Source organism: Sulfitobacter sp. SBS6, assembly GCF_048285585.1.
GTDB lineage: Bacteria > Pseudomonadota > Alphaproteobacteria > Rhodobacterales > Rhodobacteraceae > Sulfitobacter > Sulfitobacter pontiacus.
The window spans coordinates 414316-435524 of the sequence record NZ_JBLWBA010000004.1 but is presented as its reverse complement, the minus strand read 5'-3'; the positions used below and the strand labels follow the sequence as shown (position 1 = coordinate 435524).

Annotated in this window: 20 protein-coding genes; 11 read left to right on the top strand and 9 right to left on the bottom strand. The window is 58.3% G+C overall.

Features of this window, described 5'->3' with window-relative positions:
* From ACNQ62_RS03325 to ACNQ62_RS03315, 3 genes are read left to right on the top strand one after another with little or no spacing between them, the layout of a single operon-like run.
* Complete coding sequence (locus ACNQ62_RS03325; RefSeq protein WP_132997683.1) at window positions 1–657, top strand: ABC transporter ATP-binding protein; 657 nt, start codon at window positions 1–3, stop codon at window positions 655–657.
* 24 nt (window positions 658–681) lie between these two features.
* Window positions 682–1584, top strand: coding sequence for a sulfotransferase (locus tag ACNQ62_RS03320; RefSeq protein WP_418094195.1), 903 nt, complete (start codon window positions 682–684; stop codon window positions 1582–1584).
* 29 nt (window positions 1585–1613) lie between these two features.
* Window positions 1614–2378, top strand: coding sequence for an ABC transporter permease (locus ACNQ62_RS03315; protein WP_418094194.1), 765 nt, complete (start codon window positions 1614–1616; stop codon window positions 2376–2378).
* Window positions 2379–2403: 25 nt separating this feature from the next.
* On the opposite strand, the gene ACNQ62_RS03310 is transcribed toward ACNQ62_RS03315, so the two are convergent.
* Together ACNQ62_RS03310 and ACNQ62_RS03305 are read right to left on the bottom strand one after the other, a co-directional pair.
* A complete protein-coding gene (locus ACNQ62_RS03310; RefSeq protein ID WP_418094193.1) occupies window positions 2404–4893 on the bottom strand; it encodes a calcium-binding protein in 2490 nt (829 codons plus the stop codon).
* Window positions 4894–5006: 113 nt separating this feature from the next.
* Window positions 5007–6398 (bottom strand): DUF2793 domain-containing protein, encoded by a 1392-nt coding sequence (locus tag ACNQ62_RS03305; RefSeq protein ID WP_418094192.1) that lies wholly within the window; start codon window positions 6396–6398, stop codon window positions 5007–5009.
* Between the two features lie 150 nt (window positions 6399–6548).
* Here ACNQ62_RS03305 and ACNQ62_RS03300 point away from each other — a divergent pair, with 150 nt between their 5' ends.
* Together ACNQ62_RS03300 and idi are read left to right on the top strand one after the other, a co-directional pair.
* Entirely contained in the window at window positions 6549–7694 is a 1146-nt protein-coding gene (locus tag ACNQ62_RS03300) for a CaiB/BaiF CoA transferase family protein (protein ID WP_418094191.1), read from the top strand.
* A 149-nt stretch (window positions 7695–7843) separates the two neighbouring features.
* The gene (gene idi / locus ACNQ62_RS03295; RefSeq protein ID WP_237278104.1) at window positions 7844–8362 is read left to right on the top strand and encodes an isopentenyl-diphosphate Delta-isomerase; all 519 of its coding nucleotides are present in this window, start codon (window positions 7844–7846) and stop codon (window positions 8360–8362) included.
* A 142-nt stretch (window positions 8363–8504) separates the two neighbouring features.
* On the opposite strand, the gene ACNQ62_RS03290 is transcribed toward idi, so the two are convergent.
* The 5 genes from ACNQ62_RS03290 to ACNQ62_RS03270 form a co-directional block, all read right to left on the bottom strand.
* Window positions 8505–8909: a GtrA family protein gene (locus tag ACNQ62_RS03290; RefSeq protein ID WP_418094210.1), complete on the bottom strand. Its 405-nt coding sequence runs from the start codon at window positions 8907–8909 to the stop codon at window positions 8505–8507.
* Between the two features lie 53 nt (window positions 8910–8962).
* Window positions 8963–9088: a hypothetical protein gene (locus ACNQ62_RS03285; RefSeq protein ID WP_268874243.1), complete on the bottom strand. Its 126-nt coding sequence runs from the start codon at window positions 9086–9088 to the stop codon at window positions 8963–8965.
* Between the two features lie 166 nt (window positions 9089–9254).
* A complete protein-coding gene (locus tag ACNQ62_RS03280) occupies window positions 9255–10499 on the bottom strand; it encodes a polysaccharide biosynthesis/export family protein (RefSeq protein ID WP_005850883.1) in 1245 nt (414 codons plus the stop codon).
* Between the two features lie 172 nt (window positions 10500–10671).
* Window positions 10672–11331 carry a YjbF family lipoprotein gene (locus tag ACNQ62_RS03275; protein ID WP_418094190.1) on the bottom strand — a complete coding sequence of 220 codons (660 nt, stop codon included), beginning with the start codon at window positions 11329–11331 and terminating at the stop codon, window positions 10672–10674.
* The gene (locus ACNQ62_RS03270) at window positions 11328–13415 is read right to left on the bottom strand and encodes a YjbH domain-containing protein (protein WP_418094189.1); all 2088 of its coding nucleotides are present in this window, start codon (window positions 13413–13415) and stop codon (window positions 11328–11330) included. Before ACNQ62_RS03270 ends, ACNQ62_RS03275 begins: the two co-directional genes overlap by 4 nt.
* Before the next feature lie 177 nt (window positions 13416–13592).
* Between ACNQ62_RS03270 and ACNQ62_RS03265 the strand changes: the two genes are divergently transcribed.
* Both ACNQ62_RS03265 and ACNQ62_RS03260 read left to right on the top strand, forming a co-directional pair.
* Window positions 13593–14327 carry a metallophosphoesterase gene (locus tag ACNQ62_RS03265; RefSeq protein ID WP_418094188.1) on the top strand — a complete coding sequence of 245 codons (735 nt, stop codon included), beginning with the start codon at window positions 13593–13595 and terminating at the stop codon, window positions 14325–14327.
* 102 nt (window positions 14328–14429) lie between these two features.
* Window positions 14430–15098, top strand: a complete 669-nt coding sequence (locus ACNQ62_RS03260) for a sugar transferase (protein WP_418094187.1) — start codon at window positions 14430–14432, stop codon at window positions 15096–15098.
* A 35-nt stretch (window positions 15099–15133) separates the two neighbouring features.
* Here the strand turns inward: ACNQ62_RS03260 and ACNQ62_RS03255 are convergent, their stop codons facing one another.
* Window positions 15134–15403 carry a spike base protein, RCAP_Rcc01079 family gene (locus tag ACNQ62_RS03255; RefSeq protein WP_074636708.1) on the bottom strand — a complete coding sequence of 90 codons (270 nt, stop codon included), beginning with the start codon at window positions 15401–15403 and terminating at the stop codon, window positions 15134–15136.
* Window positions 15404–15513: 110 nt separating this feature from the next.
* Complete coding sequence (gene secA, locus ACNQ62_RS03250; RefSeq protein WP_005850870.1) at window positions 15514–18243, bottom strand: preprotein translocase subunit SecA; 2730 nt, start codon at window positions 18241–18243, stop codon at window positions 15514–15516.
* Between the two features lie 176 nt (window positions 18244–18419).
* Between secA and ACNQ62_RS03245 the strand changes: the two genes are divergently transcribed.
* The 4 genes from ACNQ62_RS03245 to ACNQ62_RS03230 all read left to right on the top strand — a co-directional run bounded on the left by ACNQ62_RS03245 (window position 18420) and on the right by ACNQ62_RS03230 (window position 21184).
* Window positions 18420–19298: a peptidylprolyl isomerase gene (locus ACNQ62_RS03245; protein ID WP_418094186.1), complete on the top strand. Its 879-nt coding sequence runs from the start codon at window positions 18420–18422 to the stop codon at window positions 19296–19298.
* Between the two features lie 3 nt (window positions 19299–19301).
* The gene (gene argJ, locus ACNQ62_RS03240; RefSeq protein WP_418094185.1) at window positions 19302–20528 is read left to right on the top strand and encodes a bifunctional glutamate N-acetyltransferase/amino-acid acetyltransferase ArgJ; all 1227 of its coding nucleotides are present in this window, start codon (window positions 19302–19304) and stop codon (window positions 20526–20528) included.
* Complete coding sequence (gene mutT, locus ACNQ62_RS03235) at window positions 20525–20923, top strand: 8-oxo-dGTP diphosphatase MutT (protein ID WP_005850865.1); 399 nt, start codon at window positions 20525–20527, stop codon at window positions 20921–20923. The genes argJ and mutT overlap by 4 nt, the downstream gene beginning before the upstream one ends.
* A gap of 126 nt (window positions 20924–21049) precedes the next feature.
* The gene (locus tag ACNQ62_RS03230) at window positions 21050–21184 is read left to right on the top strand and encodes a hypothetical protein (protein ID WP_005850863.1); all 135 of its coding nucleotides are present in this window, start codon (window positions 21050–21052) and stop codon (window positions 21182–21184) included.
* Window positions 21185–21209: the final 25 nt, after the last annotated feature.

Sequence of the window (21209 nt, the reverse complement as noted above, 5' to 3'; positions counted from 1 at the left end):
ATGATTGTCTTTCGAAATTTGACCAAAACCTATCATGTGCGGGGGCGACGGAAGACAGTCGCTTCAAATATTAACGTTATTTTTCCAACTGGTATTTCTGTCGGGCTGCTAGGGCGGAACGGCGCTGGAAAATCTACGCTGCTCAAGATCATTGCGGGGGCAACTGACCCTACATCGGGCGAGGTCATCTCTGATGGCAGTGTATCCTTCCCAGTTGGCTTTGCTGGGTCGTTCCACCCCGACATGACGGGGGCACAAAACACGCGCTTCGTTGCACGGATTTATGGTGCAGACACGTCTGCACTGGTCGACTACGTCGCCGATTTTTCAGAGCTTGGGGTTCACTTTCATCTTCCATTCCGAACATACTCCGCCGGTATGAAGTCGCGTCTGGCTTTCGGCGTTTCCATGGGGCTGCAGTTTGACACCTATTTGATTGACGAAATCACCGCTGTCGGAGATGCTCGGTTCAAACAGAAAAGTCGTTCCATTTTTATGGACCGCCTGTCCCGATCTGGTGCAATATTTGTAAGCCATTCCAATGGCATGCTACGAGAACTATGCACTGCAGGCGCTGTTTTAGAAGCCGGAAACCTAGAATACTTTGCCGACATTAACGATGCGATAGCACATCACGAATACAACATGGGGAAATGATCAGCTCTTCCCAAGGCGTACCGTATGGCTCTATCTCTTCTGCCGGAAAACACCAAGCTTGCCTATTGCATCGGGGCTCAGAAAGCCGGCACGACTTGGCTTTATGAAACCTTGCGCACCAGCAGTCAGATTCATTTTTCGCGCAGTAAGGAACTTCATTATTTCAATGTGATCGCGGGTAAGTCTGACCAGGTCTATGACCTACGTATGAACACGGTGAAAACCTTGGCAAAGGAATTGGTGTCAGAACGCGGCCCCAAGAACCGGCGCAACCTTAGGGTCCTCAGCGAATTGGCTGACCTTTTGTCCATCTACACGGATGCGCCTGAACATCACGAGGCTTATCTTTCCTATCTTACTCAGGGATTTAGCGGTCAGCCTGTGATTTGCGACATCACCCCGGCTTATGCGATACTGGACGCAAAGGACTTCTCCGAAATGGGGAGCCTTGGCGAAAGTTGTTTCATCTTTATTTTGAGGGATCCGATTGATCGTATGTGGTCCCAAATCAGAATGGCCGTTAGCGCGGATGCCGCCCAGGTAGCTGACTTTCAAACGGCTTGCGAGGCGCGCGCGCAGCATTTGATCGACAGCAAACGGCTGCCTAAGTTAGAGCGGGCGAACTATCGGCGCACGATGAGCGAGCTGGAAGCAGTGATCCCCCTACATCGAATTAAATATGTATTTTACGAAGACCTTTTTCACGCTCATACCATGCGCGATATCTGCACGTTCTTAGGTATTTCGCCGATTTCACCCAAAGCTGATCTTCGCAGTAATTCTGGTCGTCACGCCATGTTGCCAGAGCACCTAAAACACAGTTTTAGAGAGGCCTTTGCCCTACAGTATGACTTCATTTTAAATCGTTTTGGCGCAGCGACGCCCGCCCGATGGCAGATCAACAGCGCGCAGAGGGTAACAGGATGATAGGTCGGGTCGCACGCGGACGAAATACAATGGTCTTTGCGACGCCACGCATTATCGTCGCGCTGATGCTTCGCGAAATCGGGACCAGCTATGGCCGGTCCCCGGGTGGGTATATTTGGGCATTGGCTGAACCCGTTCTCGGGATCGCGCTGTTGACCGCAATATTCTCGATCGGGTTTCGTATGCCCCCGCTCGGAAACAATTTTCCGATCTTTTACGCTACAGGTTTGCTGCCCTTTTTGATGTTCGTTGATCTCAGCAACAAGGTCGCGCAGGCGATCAACTATTCGAAGCAGCTACTAGCCTACCCGCGCGTGACTTTCGTAGACGCCATCTTGGGGCGGTTCATCCTCAATTTTCTCACTCAGCTTCTTGTAGGCTTTATCGTACTGAGTGGGATCATTTTTCTGTTTGATACGCGGGCCGCAATAAATGCATCAGACATCGTGTCAGCTCTGACTATGATTGCCGCGCTTTCACTGGGCGTGGGGGTGTTCAACTGTTTCATGATGTCGATGTTTCAGGTCTGGCAACGTGTCTACGGGATTTGCACGCGGCCGCTTTTGCTACTGTCCGGCGTCATCTTTTTATACGAAACGATACCCGAACCCTACCGCAGCTATCTTTGGTTGAATCCGCTGATCCACGTGGTCGGCCGCGTCAGGTCCGGATTTTATCATAACTACGACGCACCCTACGTCTCCTCAGCCTATGTCTACGCCGTTGCCGCGATACTGGGGCTTTTCGGCCTTGTGATGTTAAGGCGCTATCACCGTGACATTCTGGAACGGTAGCCATCCCAGCATGGCAATGTGAGCTTTAAAAACTTTCGAAGTCGCCATTCAGGATAGATAGGTTCTCGACCCCCAGCAGATCCAGTGTTTTGCCGCTGCCAAAATCCAGCACGATATGCCCTTCGGCCCCTTTGCGTGCGAAGGACTGAAGCTGGCTCATCGATAAACTTCCCCCACCCCAAAGGGAAGAATCCAGCGAAAGAGTATCAATTTCGTTTTGAAAGCTCAGGATTTTGTCTTGGCCTGCACCATAGATAAACCGATCCGCCCCGATCCCACCGGACAGCACGTCGTTTCCCGCGCCGCCGTCAAGCGTATCGTGACCGGCATTGCCTTTGATCAAATCATCGCCGTCTCCGCCGATCAGCTGGTCGGCACCATTGTCGCCCGACAGCGTATCGTTCCCGGACCCACCGTTAACCGTATCGTTGTTGATCCCCCCGGCAAGACGGTCATTCCCGCTATCGCCCTGCAAGAAATCTGCCCCCGCATTTCCGAAAAGCTGATCATTCCCGCTGCCGCCAAGCAGTTGATCCGCACCGGCGCTACCCTCCAAACGGTCTTTGCCGGCACCGCCCCACAGGCTATCGGCATTTAACCCGCCGATCAGATGGTCATCGTCCCTATCCCCATAGAGCCGATCCGCGCCGTTATTGCCGGTTAACGTGTCGTTCCCGTCGCCACCGCCAAGCGCGTCATACCCGTCGCCACCCCACAGGGCGTCGTCCCCATCACTACCGCGCAAAGTGTCCCAGCCGATACCGCCCCAGATCTGATCCCCCTCAGTCCCACCCTCAATCAGATCGCTCCCGCCGTTGCCATAGATCGTATCGGCCCCAGCTTCGCCAAGAATCGTATCATTGCCGCCTGCGCCGATCAGCCTGTCGCGATCCGCGCGCCCACTTATATGATCATCGGCCGCATCCCCTTCCAGCACATCCGACTGCGGCGTGCCAACCAGAACCAACGGGGTCGGTGCGGTGGGAAGGGATGGCGTATCGGGTTCCTCTGGCAGGGTCCAATCCGGCATGAAACGCGACTGCCCAATCAGATCGAGCGCTTGAACCTCCTCCTCGCTAAGGGACTGTCCGTTCGATGTTTTTATCTCTAGCCGCTCCTCACCAAAGGACAGAACCGCACCGTCTTTGGTCGAAGATATGGTCAACTGAGACCCATGTCTCAGGAACGGCCAGGCCGACAGATCAATACTGTCCTGCGCGCTGTCGAAATCGGCAATCGTATCGGCCTCCCCATCTGCGGAAAGGACAAAAAGATCGCGGCCGGAACCGCCGGTCAGCAGATCACGGCCGCCGCCGTCTCGCAAAATATCATCCCCTGCGCGCCCAGCGATATGGTCCGCGCCATCCCCGCCGGATAGCAAATCGCCCCCCGTGCCGCCTGTCAGCGTGTCAGCTTGATCACCCCCTGTTGCCGCCGCAACCCGGTCAGAAATATCCACCGTAAAGACGCTTAGCCCCGCTTCGGCACCTGAGGCGACGGCGAGGTGCAGTAAATCTCCTTGTACCGAAAAGTTAAGCGCCGACACCGCGTCGAGCGTGCTTCCCTCCGTGTCTTCGATCGACACCAGATGCATCAACCGGCCATCGTCCATCAGTTCGAAGACCGAAACGCCGTCATCTCCGCCCGCCGCCGCCACATAGGCGCGGCCGTGATGTGTTGCGGTCTCGATCACATGCACCCCGTCAAATCGCGTGTCCCGCGTGTCGAGGACGTGATCCGTTAAGGTTAATCCACCATTTTCCCCCAGCATCGCGACGCTCAAACTCGCGCTTTCTGCCGCGGCCAGTATCGCAAATCCATGCTCCCCAACGCCTACAAAGGCTGTCGCGCTTGGTCTGCCGATCCCCACGCCATCCTCCGCCGCGATACGAGAGACTTCTCGCGGGATACCATTCCCATCCAATTTGAACGAAATAAATGCGTCGTCCCGCGCCGAGGACGCCAACAGATACGGCGTGCTTCCGACATACCCGACGCTCAGCCCGGTCAGCCCTGCCTCTGACGCGACGCCACTGTCGCCCGATATGCGCGTCAGCGCCCCATTGTCGCCCATGCGCCACGACCCGATGCTATCCGCCCCCCGCACCAGCCCGTATAGATAGCTCTGGCCGCCTAAATCCAGCGTCTCAACGGCCAGTAACTGGGCAGGCACGGCACCACCGGTCACGGCAGAAACATTACCAAAGCGCCCATCATCTGTTAACGCAATGCGGGTGAGCGCGGCGTTATCCGCCCCCGTGAGCAATAGCGCACCGTCTACGACCTCCAGCCTGCTGGTGACCCCGGCCCGCGTGTCCCCGGCGATCGCCCGACTGTCCAGAAACCGAAGCCCCCCTTCCGCATCAATGCGATAGGCCAGCAAGTCACCGCCACCAAAGCGCGAGGTCGTGTACAGCACCGCCCCGCCAGAGGATTGGACAACCGCCATATCCGTCACCCCGGTCAGCGCCATATCCTCCCGCGCGGACAATGTGGTTTTATGCTCAAGCTCCATCGGTTTATTCCCCTACATGTTCCGGGGATAAAGATGGGCCGAATTCCTTAACGGCAGCTTCAGGTTTTAAGGCGGCAATGTGGCCCTTTCATACAATTTTCGGTTTTCGCAGATCAGAGGTATAGACCGCCGCTTTGCGTCGTGCCCGCGATATCGCCCGGCAGCACGGTCCCGCCACTTTGCACCACAGCGTTGCTGCTCACGTCAAAACGTTTGCCCGTGGCTGTGCCGGTGAAACCATGCCCGCTGAAATCCGCCTGCCCGGCCATCTCGCAACTCACAAACGCAGTGGCAAACTCGGGAGTATTCGCCAGCGTCACCGTCTGCATCCCCCGCGCCAGAACAGCCCCCTGCGACAGACGCAGATGATACGCGGCATCGCCGTCGATAACATACGAACCCGCACCCTCGACGCGCCCGCCGACAATATCCAGATGTCCCCCCGCCGCGCCAAAGATGACCTCATCAACCTCTAACACAGCTTCCGGCAACACCCGGATCGCCGGGTCGGCACCGGAGGTTTCTATCCTCATGCCTCGCAATCTCAGACGCCCCGAAACCAGCTCGATCACCGTCCCTGTCGCTGTCATCGTGACCGCGTCGGGGTCGCCAGCATTCCCGACAAGCTCAACCAGACCTCCCACCAATGCCGCGCTTACCGCGACTGGCATAGGGCCCAGATCATAGCTTCCATCCGCCAATTGAACCGTGACGGCGTGGCCTGCGCTGTCCAAACGGGCGACTTCCTCCATCGCACGGCCTAGCGACGCAAAGGCAGCCGCCCCCGTGCCCCGCCCACTTTGCCCATCGCCACCCTGAAGCGGGTCCACATAGTAAACGCGAGCGGCAGTCAGCCGCTCTCGCCAACCCGAGACTGGGGCGGTCACACGCCCGCTCGCCGCTTCAATGCGCAAAGCTTCCGCCCAAGTCGCGCCGTCTGCGCTGACCTTAATGGCGAAATCATCGCTCCCCGAGGTCCCCATCTCGGCCCGCCCCCCAAAGGCGGTCTGGAACAGCAGGCTGGCCGTGTCCCCTTCCGCCGCCTTGTTGACCTTCACCTGATGCCCCGCCCCGGCATTGTTGAACAGCACCGCATCCGACGCCACAACCAACCGGTTATACGCATCCGGCGTCGCCCCGACACCCAGCCGAGGCACATCTTGCAACCCCGGCACCGCCCAGCGCGCGCCGTCGTAAACCACTTGGGTTTGGCTGGGGGCCACAGATGCCACCCAGCCCGGCATCGGCGCGATAAACTGCCACGCCCCATCCACGAAAACCGCCACTTCTTGGTCATGCCCCGCCCAATCCCCCACAGCGTTTGAGGCCACCAGATACCGATCCCCCTCGGCTGCGGTCGCGGGCGGCGTAGTTTCGGTGAAAGACAGGACCGACAGTTGCACAATCGCATCCAAAAGCCGCAGCGCCTCGTTATGGGTCACATGCTTTTGCGCTTGCGACGGTTGAATATATGGAAGGGCGAGAACGGGGGATGTATCGGTCATATGGTGGCTCCTGTTCGGTAGATGGTGATCAGGGCTCACCCTGCCGCAGACAGGTTAACGCGAGCCTGCACCACCGCACGCCCCTATCGCGTTTGCCACTGCGCCCTTTCAGTGCTTTGCTACCGACATTGATTAGCTCGGGGGAACATCATGGCAGGACCGCTTTCAGGTATACGCATCATTGAATTCGCGGGGCTCGGCCCAGGCCCCTTCGCCTGTATGATGCTCGCGGACCACGGCGCGGAGGTGATCCACATCGACCGTCCGGGCGGCACCCGTGGCGGCCCCGAAAGCGACCCGAAAACCGATATTCTGCTCCGGTCCCGCAGAACAATCGAGGTCGACCTCAAATCCGCAACGGGCCAAGCCGTACTGCGCGATCTTGTCGCCTCCGCTGACGGGCTGGTCGAAGGGTTCCGCCCCGGCGTTATGGAACGTTTAGGCCTTGGCCCTGGGGATATGCTGACCCTGAACCCCAAGCTCGTCTACGGGCGCATGACCGGATGGGGACAAACCGGCCCCTACGCGCCAATGGCCGGGCATGACATCAATTATATTGCCCTCAGCGGTGCGCTGCATGCCTTTGGTCGCAAGGGGGATAAACCCACGCCCCCCGCCAATATGGTCGGCGATTTCGGGGGCGGTGCCATGATGCTTGCATTTGGCATGGTCTCTGCCCTTTTGGACGTACAGCGCGGTGGTAAAGGCACTGTGATCGACGCTGCAATGACCGATGGATCGGCCCTGTTGATGTCGATGATCTATGCGTTTCACGGTCAAGGCTGGTGGCAGGATGACCGGGGTGTGAACATGCTTGATACAGGGGCGCATTTCTATGATGTCTATAAGACAGCGGATGAAAAATTCGTCTCTATTGGCGCGATAGAGCCGCAATTCTACGTTCAACTACTGCACCTTTGCGGTCTGTCAAACGATCCCGTCATGCAGATCCAGAACGACCAAAGCCAATGGGACGCCATGCGCGATAAGCTTGCCCGCTTGATTGAAACCAAGACCCGCGCCGAATGGGACGAGATCATGATCGGCCACGATGCCTGCTATGCCCCCGTTCTGTCATTGGCAGAGGCACCTTCCCACCCTCACAACACCGCACGCGATACATTCGTCACCGCAGGGAACGTGCTACAGCCAGCGCCAGCGCCGCGATATTCGACCCATAAAACCACGCCGCCACGGATGCCCGACGGTCAAACCGATACCCGCACTATCCTCGCCGAGCTTGGCTATGACACAGATCGCATCGCCACCATCCTTAACGCAGGCGGTATTGCGTAACCGCTCTTATCCTTCATTTCGCAACCAGCGGCTGACAATCCAAAACCGACCCGCTACAAGACCGCCTAGCGCAGAGGGGCCAGCGGGCCGCAAGGAGCGGGGCAGCCGGATATGACATCGCCACAACGCCACCCGAATGGGGCAGCCACATGACCACGATGATCCCCGCCTGGGTCAACGGCAAGCTTACCCCCGTCGAAAAGCTTGAGGTCCACCAGCGCGGTCTGCGCCATAAGGCTATCTCGGTTTTCGTCATGCGCGGACGCGAAACCCTGATCCAGCGGCGGGCGCTTGGCAAATATCACACCCCCGGTCTCTGGGCGAACGCCTGCTGCACCCATCCGTTCTGGGATGAACCCGCGCTCACCTGCGCCAAACGGCGACTGGACGAAGAGCTGGGGATCAGCGGCCTACGGCTCGACCATCGCGACCAGGTCGAATACCGCGCCGATGTGGGCGGCGGCCTGACCGAACATGAGCTGGTAGAGATTTACGTCGCCGAAGCAGTCGCGCTCACCGATGTGACCCCGAACCCCGCCGAAGTGATGGACACCGCCTGGGTCGACCTCTCCGACCTCGCCCGCCAGACCCAAACCACGCCAGAGCGCTTTACCCCCTGGCTGCGCATCTATCTGGCCGAACACATGGACAGCATCTTTACCGCTTAATCCTCAGTCTCGTCCGATGGTTCTGGTATAACGCGTATGATTAACGTGTAGTTAGTTCGCCAAATCAAATGTGCCGATAAGCCTCGGTAAGACACTTTTCGCCCATATCAGCCAATGGCAGATTTCTCTCGAAAATTGGGCTCTAATGCGTCGCGTCGAGCTTCGCGCGATACGCCCCGAAGGCCCACAGGCTCATGATGGTATAGTTCTGAGCGGCCATATAAAACGCGATGATCGACGCCGTCATCCATGCCGGGAATCCCATACTGGCAGACAGCACAACAGCAAGTGCCGACGACACAATGCACCCAATGGCCGCCATAGCCATAAACTTTTCGATTTGACTGCGGCTAAGCACTTGTCGTTCGAAGGTAATGATCACGTGCCCAATGTATTGCAGTATGCCCGCGAATAAGAATGCCAGTACATTTGCCCACAAGGCCGGCAGCTTCAGCGACGTAAATATCACATACATCGCCACGTATGACATCGCAGTCCCCGTGCTGACCAAAGCAAATCTCGTGGACTTTCTGTAGCGCCGCGGCATTAGATACGACATCTTTTTCCATGTTCGTATCTGCAGCTCTTTCGACTTGGTATTTAGCATGTGAGCCACAGCGCCTCGGCCCGATCTTTCCACGGCGCGATCGCCTGCGTCAGCCGCGATACCAGCCCCGGGATCGAGGCTTCTTCGTTCATGCAAGGGATCACAACAGAAAGATACATATCACACCGCCTGAATAATTGACCCGTTCAGGGGTAATGAGGCGATGTGGCTGAAATAGGGCACCGATGGGTTCAATTTGCGGAACCTCTGGTCGTTAGACAGACCCTTTGAAACGTAAAAGGCCGGACATTTCTGCCCGGCCTTTGGTCATCAATCGTGGTCAGATCAATTGCTGACCGCGTTCCCCACACTCAGGATCTGCGGCAGGATCTGCGAAACAGCGCGGCTCCATTTGGTGACGGGCTGCTGCGCGATAAAGATGATGTCATCAGGGCGCAGCTCGAACCGCGGGGCCAGCGCGAAATTCGCGGCGTTACGGGCATCCAGATGCCACGCGGTAATGGCCCCCAGTTCGCGTGGATCGGAGGATGCACGCAACACATAGACCTGGGACACATCGCCGGTCGACGACGCTACACCACCTGCATCATACAAGGCATCTGCCAGACTTGCCTTACGCTCGTACGGCAAGGCAAAGCGCGACTGCGTCCCGACTTCCCCCGCCAGATAGACATAGTCGCGATCATCAGCACCAAGATCTAGGCGTGCTTTGTAGTTGTCACGGGCTTCGTCCAGATTATCACGGCGCAAGGACACCTCAAGCTGAAGCTCTTGCAATGCCGAGGCACGTGCCGCCTGACGCGCCTGAACCAAAGTGATCTGCTGCGCGAAATATTCCTGCGCACGCGCCAGTTCATATTCCGTATCAACAAAGATCGCATCGCCGGGCAGCAGGCGGGTCTTGGTCAGGCTCGCGCGGGAATAAAGCTGCGACAGCGGGATCTGATACAGCGTACCATCACGGTACAAACGGATCGAGGCATAGTCCTGATCCTCGACCGTGATCCCGCCAGCAGCCGCCAAGGCTTCTTCCAGATAGAGCGGCGTTAGCGTTACCGGCACAACAGTCGGCTGCGACACGGCTCCCCCGATGGACACACGGCGCGAGTTGAACTCGGAAATCTCGAGGCTGAAAGTCGGGTCAATCTGGTTCTCGACCAGACGCTGGAACAAGGCCGCTTCGGCGTCTTCAATGGTCAAACCGGCAATACGCACACGGCCCACATCGGGAATGTTGATCGATCCGTCATCCTGCACCGTATAGCCTTGGCGCGCGTTTTGTGCGGCCAGCAGCCCGGTCAACTGTTCAACCGATCCGGCGGCGCGCGGCGTGGCCAGCAGCACCACATCACCGATACCAATCTCGTAGGGACCGGGATCAACCGGGGGCGGCAGGCGCAGCTCAAGCGCGTTAGGGCGGGTCTGAACGTCGAGTGTGGGCGATGGCAGCGCCCCGGTTCCACGCAGCCCCGAGCCAGAGCCTGCGGTGCGGGAAAACACATCGGGCAGGCTCCGTGGCGCATAGGCGGACCTATTCGCCTGAATGACGGATTCAGCAGTGAGGTTCATCACCCGTACATTGGTGCCGCCAGCGACGCCCTCTACAACTTCAGGTGTTCGGTAAACCGTACCACAGCTTGCAAGGGTCAGGCCCAAAACAGCTACCAATAGGTATCGCACTTTAATACTCCCATTCATCATGTGACACCTCGCCCCCAGACAGGTTCGGCCCCTGTTAACCTTAACGGGCGGCGGCCTTGGTCATCAAATACCCGACCTCATCGCCCGCCCATTGCCGCGCCTGTACAATGGCACCGCTCTTTACACTGACCCAATACGTATTCCGAAACGACTGGTCCAGACTTTTACAATCCTCGGTTACAACCCGCGTCGGCACGGTGCCGATCTCAAGCGCGAGCGTCGCGCTGCCTTGCGGCTCCACCAGACAGCGATACGCGCGGGTAGAAATCTCATCCAGTCCCGTCAGATTGCTGTGCAACCGGTCCGAATAACCGCGCCGGCCGGACAGGATCAGCGCCTTGGGCTCCGACACATCAGCGGCGAAAAGTTCAGACCCAAGGCCGCGTGTCCCTTGCAGCATCCCGTCTTCCAGCATCAGCGCCGTTAAATCCGAACTCAGCCATGTATCGACACCGTTCACACGCGCCTCGCGCAGCATGCGGCCGGTTTGTGCACGGCTTTCGACGGTCAGCAGCAAGGCGGGGGTGGCGGTATCCTGCACCAGCGCGGCAAAACGCGGCGGAAACCCTTGCGCGGTTTTGGGCACGATTGAATCGTCATCCACAGCAACGGCAACACCACGCGCCAGAAGATTCTGGCTGGCGCTACAGGCTGTGAGGCCCGCCAGACACAGACCAAGGGTCAACGCACGTAAGATCATCGCAGGTATCTCCCCCAGCTGTCCCGAAGCTCTTTGCCGCGATAGTCGCGCACGACCCCGTGCAAACGGTTGGCGACAGCAAGACGCGCCCCGCCGTCGCGTGTAATCGGCTTGATTGTTTGCTGGACTTTCGTCCGCGACGGGCGTCCGGTCAGCCACGAAAGCGGCACTTCGAACCGCAGGCCCTTGTCGAAAGACCCTTCACCAAAATCATCAAAGGACACATCGGTGAGCGTGAAATAACCGCCAACCTTGAACCCGTTGTTAAATTCACGATCCAAAGAGAACGTCGCGCCATAGTCACCCGCGAGGTAGCGACCAACGTCTAGCTGCCCGAAGAACCCATTGCCCAGATCGTAATAGGCAGAGGCATGGCCGGTCACGACGTCATAGTCCTGAAACCCGAACAGCATGTCGAAATCACGTTGTTTGACATAGTTCAGTTCCGCCCCAAGTGCGAGCCGGCTATCCATCGGATACCAAAGCACTTCGGTCGACACGCCGCCAAACATCCCTTCCAGATACCCTGCCGAGACCCGGCCAAACAGGTTTTTACCCGGACGGAACAAATACTCGGCCGTGAGGCTGTTCACCTCGAGTTCTGATTCCTTTGCGTAGCGCACAGCATTGGAGCGGACCGGCTCGATCACGGAATTCGACACGCGGAACGATTTGTCGATATTGCCCACCAGCGGATAGCGGAAACGACCCGCAAAGGTCAGCCCCGGACGTGGCCGGTAGTCCATCTTAAGCTGGACGCCGAAATCGGCCCTAATCGGGCTGTTAGGGTCGAAAAAGGACGTGGCGAGATATGGCCCGATCGACGTGTCAAAGACCGGATAGATATCCGCCAACTCGCCTTCGCGGCCCTGATCGTGCCCGTCTTCCAGACGCGCCCGTGCCAGACTGCGCCAGGCACCATCGTAATCAAACTGCAGCTCTTCCAGATCGGATCTTTGCGTCACGATCTGATTCAGCGGCACGCCGCGCTCCAGAAACACGACCGTGAACTCTTCGATTGCGGGGGGCAGCGTCACCGCCATGGCCCGCGCCGTGCGCCCTGCCGCTTGGGCCTCATTGTCGAAACGGGTGTTTTCCACGCGGACGGTCGCGCGGTTGCCCGACATGGTGAAGCCTTGTAGCTCCAGCCCGTCTTCCGCCAGCACACGCTGCAACACGGCCTCGACCGCATCACGCCCGCCCCCGGCAGCAGAGTTGTTCCACTCCGCAATCGCCAGCCGGTTGCGCGCGCCAACGGTGCGCGGGGCCTGCTCCAACCCGCCGGGCACAGACGGTTTCTTGGGGTTGATGACATAGCTCAGCTGCGCGCCGACCTCATGCCCCCCGACGACAAACCCCTTGAGGTGCACACCGTTGTTGAAACGATACTCCAACCCCACATTGAGGGGCGAAGACACGTCGATGCCCGTGTTCACCGATTCCCGCGTGTATTCATCGGGGGAGTATTCGGCGAATAGCGTCATCTGGTCCGACACATTCCACTGCACGCCCGCGAAGACCGACGTCGGCCCGCGGAACCAATCGCCGGTTTCAAGCTGGCCACCTGTACCGCTGAACCCTGAGGAACGCGTGTCAAACCGGTCAGACAAAACGCTGAACGGATTCGAGAATGAGTTGCGCCCCGCAAGCCGCCCCCAGCCCAGACCACCGGTGACCTCCAGCTTCGACCCGAAGCTTTTGGTGGCCACAAAATATTCACTGCTCAGGATACCAGTGCCTAGAAAGTCACGCATCCCCACGGCGAAAGCAGGGCGTAGGTCGGTTTCATCCCAAATCTGGTAATGCACATCAAAGCTGCGGTCGAAAGTATCGCCGTCCAAGAACGCATTTGTACTGATATTCTTAATCTGCGAATACCGGAATGTCCCATAGAGACGCGGCAAGACCTGGAACGTTGCTGAATACCGGTAGTTGGGGCCAAACGCGCTTGCCGTGAAGGCCAGATCGCCGTCCTTCAACACGCGGGCCGTCGGCATTTCAACCAACCCGGGTGTGCCGTAGGTCGATAAAGATTGCGCTGAACCTTCGGCAAGACTAGTGACGCAAAACGCCCCGGCTAGCATCGAACAAGCTAGTTTCCTCGAGCGCCCTTGCATCTGCTAACCTACCTATTAATTAATTGTTGCGAATACTGGGACCGTAGAGAAGTTTAGGAAGGACTACACTTTGTGTGCCGTCCAATCAACGGATTTACCATTTCGTTGCGCCAGTTTTGCAACACAGAGGATACGCCAAGACCTATGCTGAACCGTTGGTTTAAACGCCGTCAACCTGACCCCGAACCCGAACCTCATTTCGATCCGATCACACCGGATGTACCCGTGATTGCGATCGGAGATATTCACGGGCGTTTTGATTTGCTTGAAAGACTGCCCGAACCTCCGGACGGAACACAGGTGATCTGCGTCGGCGACCTTGTCGACCGCGGCGAACAAAGCGCGCAGGTACTGCGGGCTCTGCACGAACAGCACGATATCATCACGCTGATGGGCAACCACGAACAGATGATGCTAAAGTTTATCGACAATCCGAAAGAGAATGGTCCGCGCTGGCTCCGGTACGGCGGGCTCCAGACTTTGTCGAGCTTTGGCGTCTCGGGCGTGTCGCAAACATCCTCTGGTGACGATCTGGAACGCGCCCGCGACGCCCTGCAAGACGCTATGGGCGAGGCCTTGCTCGACTGGGTGATCAACCTGCCAACCTCTTGGGTGTCGGGCAATGTCGCCTTTGTCCACGCCGCTGCTAACCCACTGATCCCTATCAAGGATCAGGAAAGCCGGACGTTGCTTTGGGGGCATGAGGATTTCGGGCGCAAACGCCGCCGTGACGGCATCTGGGTCGTACACGGGCACACAATCGTCGACACCCCGATGATCAAGGGCGGCGTGGTATCGATCGACACCGGTGCCTACGCGACGGACAAGCTCACCGCCGCAACGATCAACAATGGCGAGGTCGAATTTAACTACCTCTGATCTGACGGCATCCCGATTTTAACCACACCTTAGGATACCTCTGCTTTAGCTGACACACCGGCACATGCGCCGGTGTTTGGTTGCTATGGGTAAGAGGTGACGATGGCGTTTATCGATATCGGGATACGGCAGGGCAGTGATGTTCATGCACGTCGGGCACCACTTTACGAAGGCGGCGGGAAACGGGTGTTCGACCTTGCCGTCAGCCTCGCGTTGCTGCCGCTGATCCTGCCGGTGATTATCGTTTTATACTGTCTGGTGGCATCCAAGGGTCAGGGCGGACTTTATGCCCACCCGAGGATTGGGCGCGCCGGCAAGGTTTTCCGCTGTTGGAAAATCAGAACGATGGTCCCTGATGCACAGGCCGCGCTGCCGGCGATTCTATTGGCGCGACCTGATCGCGCGCTGGAATGGGCGTTGTACCAAAAGCTGACCAAAGATCCGCGCGTGATCCCCGGTGGCCATTTCCTGCGTCGCACCGGTCTGGATGAACTGCCCCAGATCTGGAACGTACTGCGCGGCGATATGTCTTTGGTCGGGCCGCGCCCCGTCACCCGGGCGGAGCTGCACAGCTACGGTGATGCCCGCCACGCTTACCAACGGGTGCGCCCGGGGGTCACAGGGCTTTGGCAGGTATCGGGGCGCGGCATCTTGCTGTTTGCTGAACGCGCCTTGCTTGATGAACGCTACGCCCGCCAGCCAAGCTTTATGGGCGATCTCAAGATCATCGCGCGCACTCTGCCCGTCCTGCTGCGCCCCACCGGATACTGACGGGGCGCAACAACAGTTAACGCGGTGACAAGACGCTAGACCAACCCTTTGATCCCCGTTGCGGTGGTGCCGCTGTCGCGCACTTTTGAGATGCGAAACGGATAGACGACCCCCGCCATCAAACCGGGCAGAGTGATTGCATCCCCGCTTTTCAGCGTCACCGCGACATCACCGGCCCCACCGACCATAAAGCCACGGGTGATCTGCGGCAGGTTGGCGGTATCGTCGGGCACAATATCAAAGGCCCCGCAAATAGGGCCGGTCAATCCTGCGGTATAGTCATTGAAATTGTCGGTAATTGGCATGTCGCTCTCCGTTTGGTGAAGAGCGCAGCTTGGTCTACCGATCCTACCTAAATCTTACCCCACCGTGCGGAGCACCCCCAAGGCCGGCAACCAGCCTTGGGGAAGATCATTTACGCAAGCTTGCCGTGGCAATGCTTGAACTTTTTGCCCGACCCGCAGGGGCATTCATCATTGCGCGCAGGGGTGCCCCACGTGCTTGGATCATTCTCGTCGAACCCCGCCACAGCGGTAGAACCGGACGCGGCAGCGGCGGTCGAAGCCGGCGCTTCGCTGTTCTCTTCCGCCGCCTGCGCTGCGTTAACCTGCGCCGCGGCCTGACGTTCCTGCATTTGCGACAGGATTTGCTGCTGCTCTTCCTCTGTCATAGGACGGATCTGACCCAGCTTCTGGGTCACTTCGGTCCGCAGGCTGTCCAGCATGCTTTCAAACAGTTGGAAGGATTCGTTCTTGTATTCGTTCAACGGATCACGCTGCGCATAGCCGCGGAAACCGACGACCGACCGCAGATGTTCCAGCGTCAGAAGGTGATCACGCCACTTGCCGTCAATCGCCTGCAACAACACCTGCTTTTCGATGTTGCGCATGTTCTCGGAGCCGAACTGTTCAGCCTTCTGGGCCATCATGTTTTCGCTGGCTTCGACAAGACGTTCGCGGATGACCTCATCGTCGACGCCCTCTTCCTCACACCATGCTGCAACGGGCACATCAAGGTTCAGCTGATCCGCAACCGCGGCCTGGAAACCTTGTGTATCCCACTGATCTGCATAGGTTTTTGGCGGCATGAACTGGTCGATCAGATCGTCGATCACCTGCTCGCGCATGTCGGCGGTGATCTCTTGCAGGTCGGCAGCTTCCATGATGTCGCGGCGCTGGCCAAAGATGACCTTCCGCTGGTCGTTCATTACATCGTCGAACTTCAACAGCTGTTTACGAATGTCAAAGTTGCGCCCTTCGACCTTGGCCTGCGCGCGCTCCAACGACTTGTTGACCCAAGGGTGCACAATCGCTTCGCCCTCTTTCAGGCCAAGCGTCGTCAACACTTTCTCAAGACGTTCAGAGCCGAAAATACGCATCAGATCGTCTTCGAGAGACAGGTAGAAGGACGACCGGCCGGGGTCACCCTGACGGCCCGAACGGCCCCGCAGCTGGTTATCGATCCGGCGGCTTTCGTGACGCTCGGACGCCAGAACATAAAGCCCCCCTGCGTCGAGCACCTTTTTCTTCTCGTCAGCGTGTTCCGCTTCGATCTTTTCACGGATCGCAACGGGATCGGCATCAGGATCAGCGTCCAGCGCTTCAATCACCTTCAGCTCGACGTTGCCGCCCAGCTGAATGTCGGTGCCGCGACCGGCCATGTTTGTCGCGATGGTCACCGCGCCGAACTTGCCCGCATCCGCCACGATCTGCGCTTCCTGCTCGTGCTGGCGCGCGTTCAGAACGTTATGCTTGATACCCGCTTCGGTCAGCATCTGGCTCAGCATTTCGGATTTCTCGATAGAGGTGGTACCCACCAGAACCGGTTGGCCTATCGCATTGGCTTCTTTGACCTTTTCGATCATAGCCTGATATTTTTCCAGCGCCGAACGATAGACCTGATCGTCTTCGTCCACACGCGCAACCGGCACGTTGGTCGGGACCACGACAACACCCAGCCCGTAAATCTCGGCGAATTCTTCGGCTTCGGTTTCGGCAGTACCCGTCATGCCCGCCAGCTTGTCATAAAGGCGGAAGTAGTTCTGGAAGGTGACCGAGGCCAGTGTCACGTTCTCGGGCTGGATCTGGCAGCCTTCCTTCGCTTCGATCGCCTGATGCAACCCGTCGGACAGACGACGACCGGACATCATACGCCCGGTGAATTCGTCGATCAGCATCACCTCGCCGTCGCGCACGATGTAATCCTTGTCGCGCTGGAACAGCTTATGCGCCCGCAAACCCTGGTTCACGTGGTGCACGATGGTGGTGCTTTCGGGGTCATACATCGTTAACCCTTCTTCCAGCAGGCCGCGGCTGTGCAGCTCTTGCTCGAGGAACTCGTTCCCTTCGTCGGTAAAGGTCACGTTGCGGGTTTTCTCGTCCAGCTCGTAGTGGCTTTCCTGCAGCAGCGGGATCACATCGTCGACGATTTTATACATCTCGGAGCGGTCTTGCGACGGGCCAGAGATAATCAACGGCGTCCGCGCCTCGTCGATCAGAATACTGTCGACCTCATCCACGATGGCAAAATTGTGCTGTTTCTGGAAAATCTGGCTCAGCTCAGACTTCATGTTATCGCGCAGATAATCAAAGCCCAGCTCGTTGTTCGTGGCGTAGGTCACGTCGCAATCATAGGCGGCGCGTTTGTCTTCCTCGGTCATGCCGGACACCGCAGCGCCCGTGGTCAGCCCCAGCGAGGCAAAGACCTTGCCCATCCAGTCGGCGTCCCGTTTCACGAGGTATTCGTTCACCGTGACCACATGCACGCCCTTGCCGGTCAGCGCATTGAGGTAAGCGGCCAGCGTCGCGGTCAGGGTTTTACCCTCACCGGTTTTCTGCTCGGATATGTTGCCCTGATGCAGGAAAATCGCCGACATCAACTGCGTGTCAAAGGCGCGCAGACCCAAGGTCCGGCGTGCGCCTTCGCGGCAGTTCGCAAAAGCTTCCGGCAGCAGATCATCAAGGCTTTCGCCGTCAATCGCCCGCTTGCGCAGCTCTTCCGTTTTTTGCTTCAGACCGTCGTCGGTCAAAGCCAAGAATTCTTCTTCCAGCGCGTTGATCTTTTCAACCAGCGGGCGGGTCGCCTTGATTTTACGGTCGTTTGGGGTCCCAAAGACTTTTTTGGCGAGTGTTCCGATGCCCAGCATGCAATCTCCTGCCGAAGTTATGTTCCAAGGCGTCCATCTGCTTGCCGAGCCGCCGGACAGCCCCTAGATACAAGACTGAACGTGCGCCAAGGCCGCGCCCATAGGGCGATGTAAGGGCCGCACTAAACCGTGTCAATGTAGCAGCCCCTTGTGGCTGCCAAACCAAGGACAGATACATGCAAAAACCTCTCACTTTTCTGGCACCATTCGTGGTGGCAGCTTCGCTCGCCCTGCCCGCTGTTGCGCAGGACGACACTGCCGAAAACACGGATGCGCAGACAGACGTCACCGCTGAAACCGTGGTTGCCACGGTCAATGGCACCGACATCACGATTGGCAGCATGATCATTGCCCGCGCCACCCTGCCCGAACAATATCAACAGCTTCCCCCCGAAGTCCTGTTCAAAGGCATTCTGGATCAGCTTGTGCAGCAAACCGCCTTGTCGCAAGATTTTGACGGCGAAGTGCCAAAGCGGATCGAGATGGCGCTTGAAAACGAACGCCGCCAGCTGATCGCGGGCGAAGTGATCGAGAGAGCAATGGCCCAGGACGTCACCGAGGGAGAGCTGCAAGCCGCCTATGACGAAGCCTACGCCGATGCGGAACCGACCGAGGAATTCAGCGCGTCGCATATTCTGGTAGAAACAGAAGAAGAAGCCCAAGCCGTCAAGAAAGAGCTGGATGAAGGCGCGGATTTTGCCGAGCTGGCGAAAGAAAAATCCACCGGTCCTTCCGGTCCTGCGGGCGGTACTTTGGGTTGGTTCGGGCCCGGCATGATGGTGCCCGCGTTTGAAACCGCCGTTGCCGAGCTTGAAGTCGGCGCTGTGTCTGATCCCGTTGAAACCCAGTTCGGCTGGCACGTGATCAAACTGGACGACAAGCGCCAGAAAGAAGCACCCAAGCTCGAAGACGTGAAGGACGAGCTGGAAACCCAGGTCCGTCAGGTCAAGGCACAGGCCCTGATCGAAAAGACCACCGAAGCCGCAGATGTTGACCGCTCGGCGGCTGACACAATCGACCCTTCGGTTCTGACCAACCTCGGCCTGCTGGAGTAACAAATGGGCAAAATCACCGCTGTATCCCCGCTGGCACCCGATCACTTCCCTGATCTTCCTGTCATCGATGGTGTGCGTTTCGCCACCATCGCGGCGGGGGTACGGTATCAAGGCCGCACCGATGTGATGCTGGCCGAATTGGCCCCGGGCTCTACGGTGGCGGGGGCGTTTACGCGCTCTGCCACCCGCGCCGCGCCGGTTCTGGATTGTCAGGCCAAGATCGGCGCGACATCAGACACCGGTGCCGCGATCCTGGTCAACTCGGGCAACGCCAATGCCTTCACCGGCAAGGGCGGCGTCACCGCGGTCGAAGCAATTACCGCTGCGGTTGCTGATGTCTGTAATATTCCCCAATCGCGTGTTTTCACCTCATCGACCGGTGTGATCGGCGAACCGCTGCCCCACGACCGGATCACGGCTGTTCTCGCGGACCTTAAGGGCGCGTTGTCCGACAAGGGCATTTCCGATGCGGCTAAGGCGATCATGACCACGGACACATTCCCCAAAGGGGCCCGTGCCGAGGTCGAGATTGACGGAAAAACAGTCTCTATCGCGGGGATTGCGAAGGGATCGGGCATGATCGCGCCAGATATGGCGACGATGCTGGTCTATATCTTCACCGATGCGGTTGTGAGCCAACCGGCGCTGCAAAAAATGGCGTCGACCCATACCGATAGCACCTTTAACTGCATCACCGTGGATAGCGACACATCGACCTCCGACAGTTTGATCCTGGCCGCAACTGGCGCGTCGGGCGTGGATGCCAGCGAAAGCGATGCGTTCTCGGAAGCGCTGCACGGCGTCATGCTGAACCTCGCGCATCAGGTTGTGCAAGACGGCGAAGGGGCGACCAAATTTGTCGAGATCGCCGTGACCGGTGCCGCTACGGATGATGATGCCAAGACCCACGGTATGGCCATCGCCAATTCCCCCCTCATCAAGACCGCCATCGCGGGCGAGGACCCGAACTGGGGCCGCGTGGTAATGGCCGTCGGTAAATCAGGTGCTGCTGCTGATCGGGATCGCCTGTCGATCCGCTTTGGCGATATCGAGGTGGCCAAAGACGGCTGGCGCAGCCCCGATTACTCGGAAGAGGCAGCGGCGGCGCATATGAAGGGCCAGAACATCACCATCGGCGTTGATCTGGGCCTTGGCGACGGCAAAGCAACGGTTTGGACCTGCGACCTGACCCACGGCTATATCGAGATCAACGCGGACTATCGTTCGTGAAGGTTATCCTTGTCTCGGCGGTTGCCCTGATCGACGTGGACGGGCGCGTGCTTTTGGCACAGCGCCCGCCCGGCAAATCCATGGCCGGTTTGTGGGAGTTTCCGGGCGGCAAGGTCGAAGCCGGCGAAACCCCCGAGGCCGCGCTAATCCGCGAGCTTCAAGAGGAACTGGGCATCGACACATGGGCCTCCTGCCTTGCCCCGCTGACCTTTGCCAGCCATGCCTACGATGATTTTCACCTGCTGATGCCGCTGTTTGCCTGCCGCAAATGGAACGGCACACCGCAAGCGCGCGAGGGGCAGACCCTGAAATGGGTCCGTGCCAATGCGCTGAAAGATTATCCGATGCCCCCTGCGGACATTCCCCTGATTCCGATCCTGCGCGACTGGCTTTAGGGCCAGCGCGACCTCGCTGCTGTTTCTTTACGCGCGTGAATACTGCTTCCTTGACTTTTTTGTTGCTATACTTAGGCAAATTGTCGCTTATAAAGATGCAACTTCAGGTTCTTCTGGGAGGAAGCAATGCTTCGCACAATCACCATCGGTTCCACCGTATCCGTCCAGGGTATTTTCGTCCGCGACATGCCCGACGGCCGCGTATCGGTTAAGGTTGATGACGCGATCTATACCGGCAAGCCAATCCAGCGCCGGAACTGATCAGGCACACGCAAAACATCTGAAC

Coding starts and splice junctions, on each gene's coding strand:
- ACNQ62_RS03325 (WP_132997683.1), top strand. CDS start 1: ATGATTGTCTTTCGAAATTTGACCAAAACCTATCATGTGCGGGGGCGA.
- ACNQ62_RS03320 (WP_418094195.1), top strand. CDS start 682: ATGGCTCTATCTCTTCTGCCGGAAAACACCAAGCTTGCCTATTGCATC.
- ACNQ62_RS03315 (WP_418094194.1), top strand. CDS start 1,614: ATGGTCTTTGCGACGCCACGCATTATCGTCGCGCTGATGCTTCGCGAA.
- ACNQ62_RS03310 (WP_418094193.1), bottom strand. CDS start 4,893: ATGGAGCTTGAGCATAAAACCACATTGTCCGCGCGGGAGGATATGGCG.
- ACNQ62_RS03305 (WP_418094192.1), bottom strand. CDS start 6,398: ATGACCGATACATCCCCCGTTCTCGCCCTTCCATATATTCAACCGTCG.
- ACNQ62_RS03300 (WP_418094191.1), top strand. CDS start 6,549: ATGGCAGGACCGCTTTCAGGTATACGCATCATTGAATTCGCGGGGCTC.
- idi (WP_237278104.1), top strand. CDS start 7,844: ATGACCACGATGATCCCCGCCTGGGTCAACGGCAAGCTTACCCCCGTC.
- ACNQ62_RS03290 (WP_418094210.1), bottom strand. CDS start 8,909: ATGCCGCGGCGCTACAGAAAGTCCACGAGATTTGCTTTGGTCAGCACG.
- ACNQ62_RS03285 (WP_268874243.1), bottom strand. CDS start 9,088: ATGTATCTTTCTGTTGTGATCCCTTGCATGAACGAAGAAGCCTCGATC.
- ACNQ62_RS03280 (WP_005850883.1), bottom strand. CDS start 10,499: ATGAACCTCACTGCTGAATCCGTCATTCAGGCGAATAGGTCCGCCTAT.
- ACNQ62_RS03275 (WP_418094190.1), bottom strand. CDS start 11,331: ATGATCTTACGTGCGTTGACCCTTGGTCTGTGTCTGGCGGGCCTCACA.
- ACNQ62_RS03270 (WP_418094189.1), bottom strand. CDS start 13,415: ATGCTAGCCGGGGCGTTTTGCGTCACTAGTCTTGCCGAAGGTTCAGCG.
- ACNQ62_RS03265 (WP_418094188.1), top strand. CDS start 13,593: ATGCTGAACCGTTGGTTTAAACGCCGTCAACCTGACCCCGAACCCGAA.
- ACNQ62_RS03260 (WP_418094187.1), top strand. CDS start 14,430: ATGGCGTTTATCGATATCGGGATACGGCAGGGCAGTGATGTTCATGCA.
- ACNQ62_RS03255 (WP_074636708.1), bottom strand. CDS start 15,403: ATGCCAATTACCGACAATTTCAATGACTATACCGCAGGATTGACCGGC.
- secA (WP_005850870.1), bottom strand. CDS start 18,243: ATGCTGGGCATCGGAACACTCGCCAAAAAAGTCTTTGGGACCCCAAAC.
- ACNQ62_RS03245 (WP_418094186.1), top strand. CDS start 18,420: ATGCAAAAACCTCTCACTTTTCTGGCACCATTCGTGGTGGCAGCTTCG.
- argJ (WP_418094185.1), top strand. CDS start 19,302: ATGGGCAAAATCACCGCTGTATCCCCGCTGGCACCCGATCACTTCCCT.
- ACNQ62_RS03230 (WP_005850863.1), top strand. CDS start 21,050: ATGCTTCGCACAATCACCATCGGTTCCACCGTATCCGTCCAGGGTATT.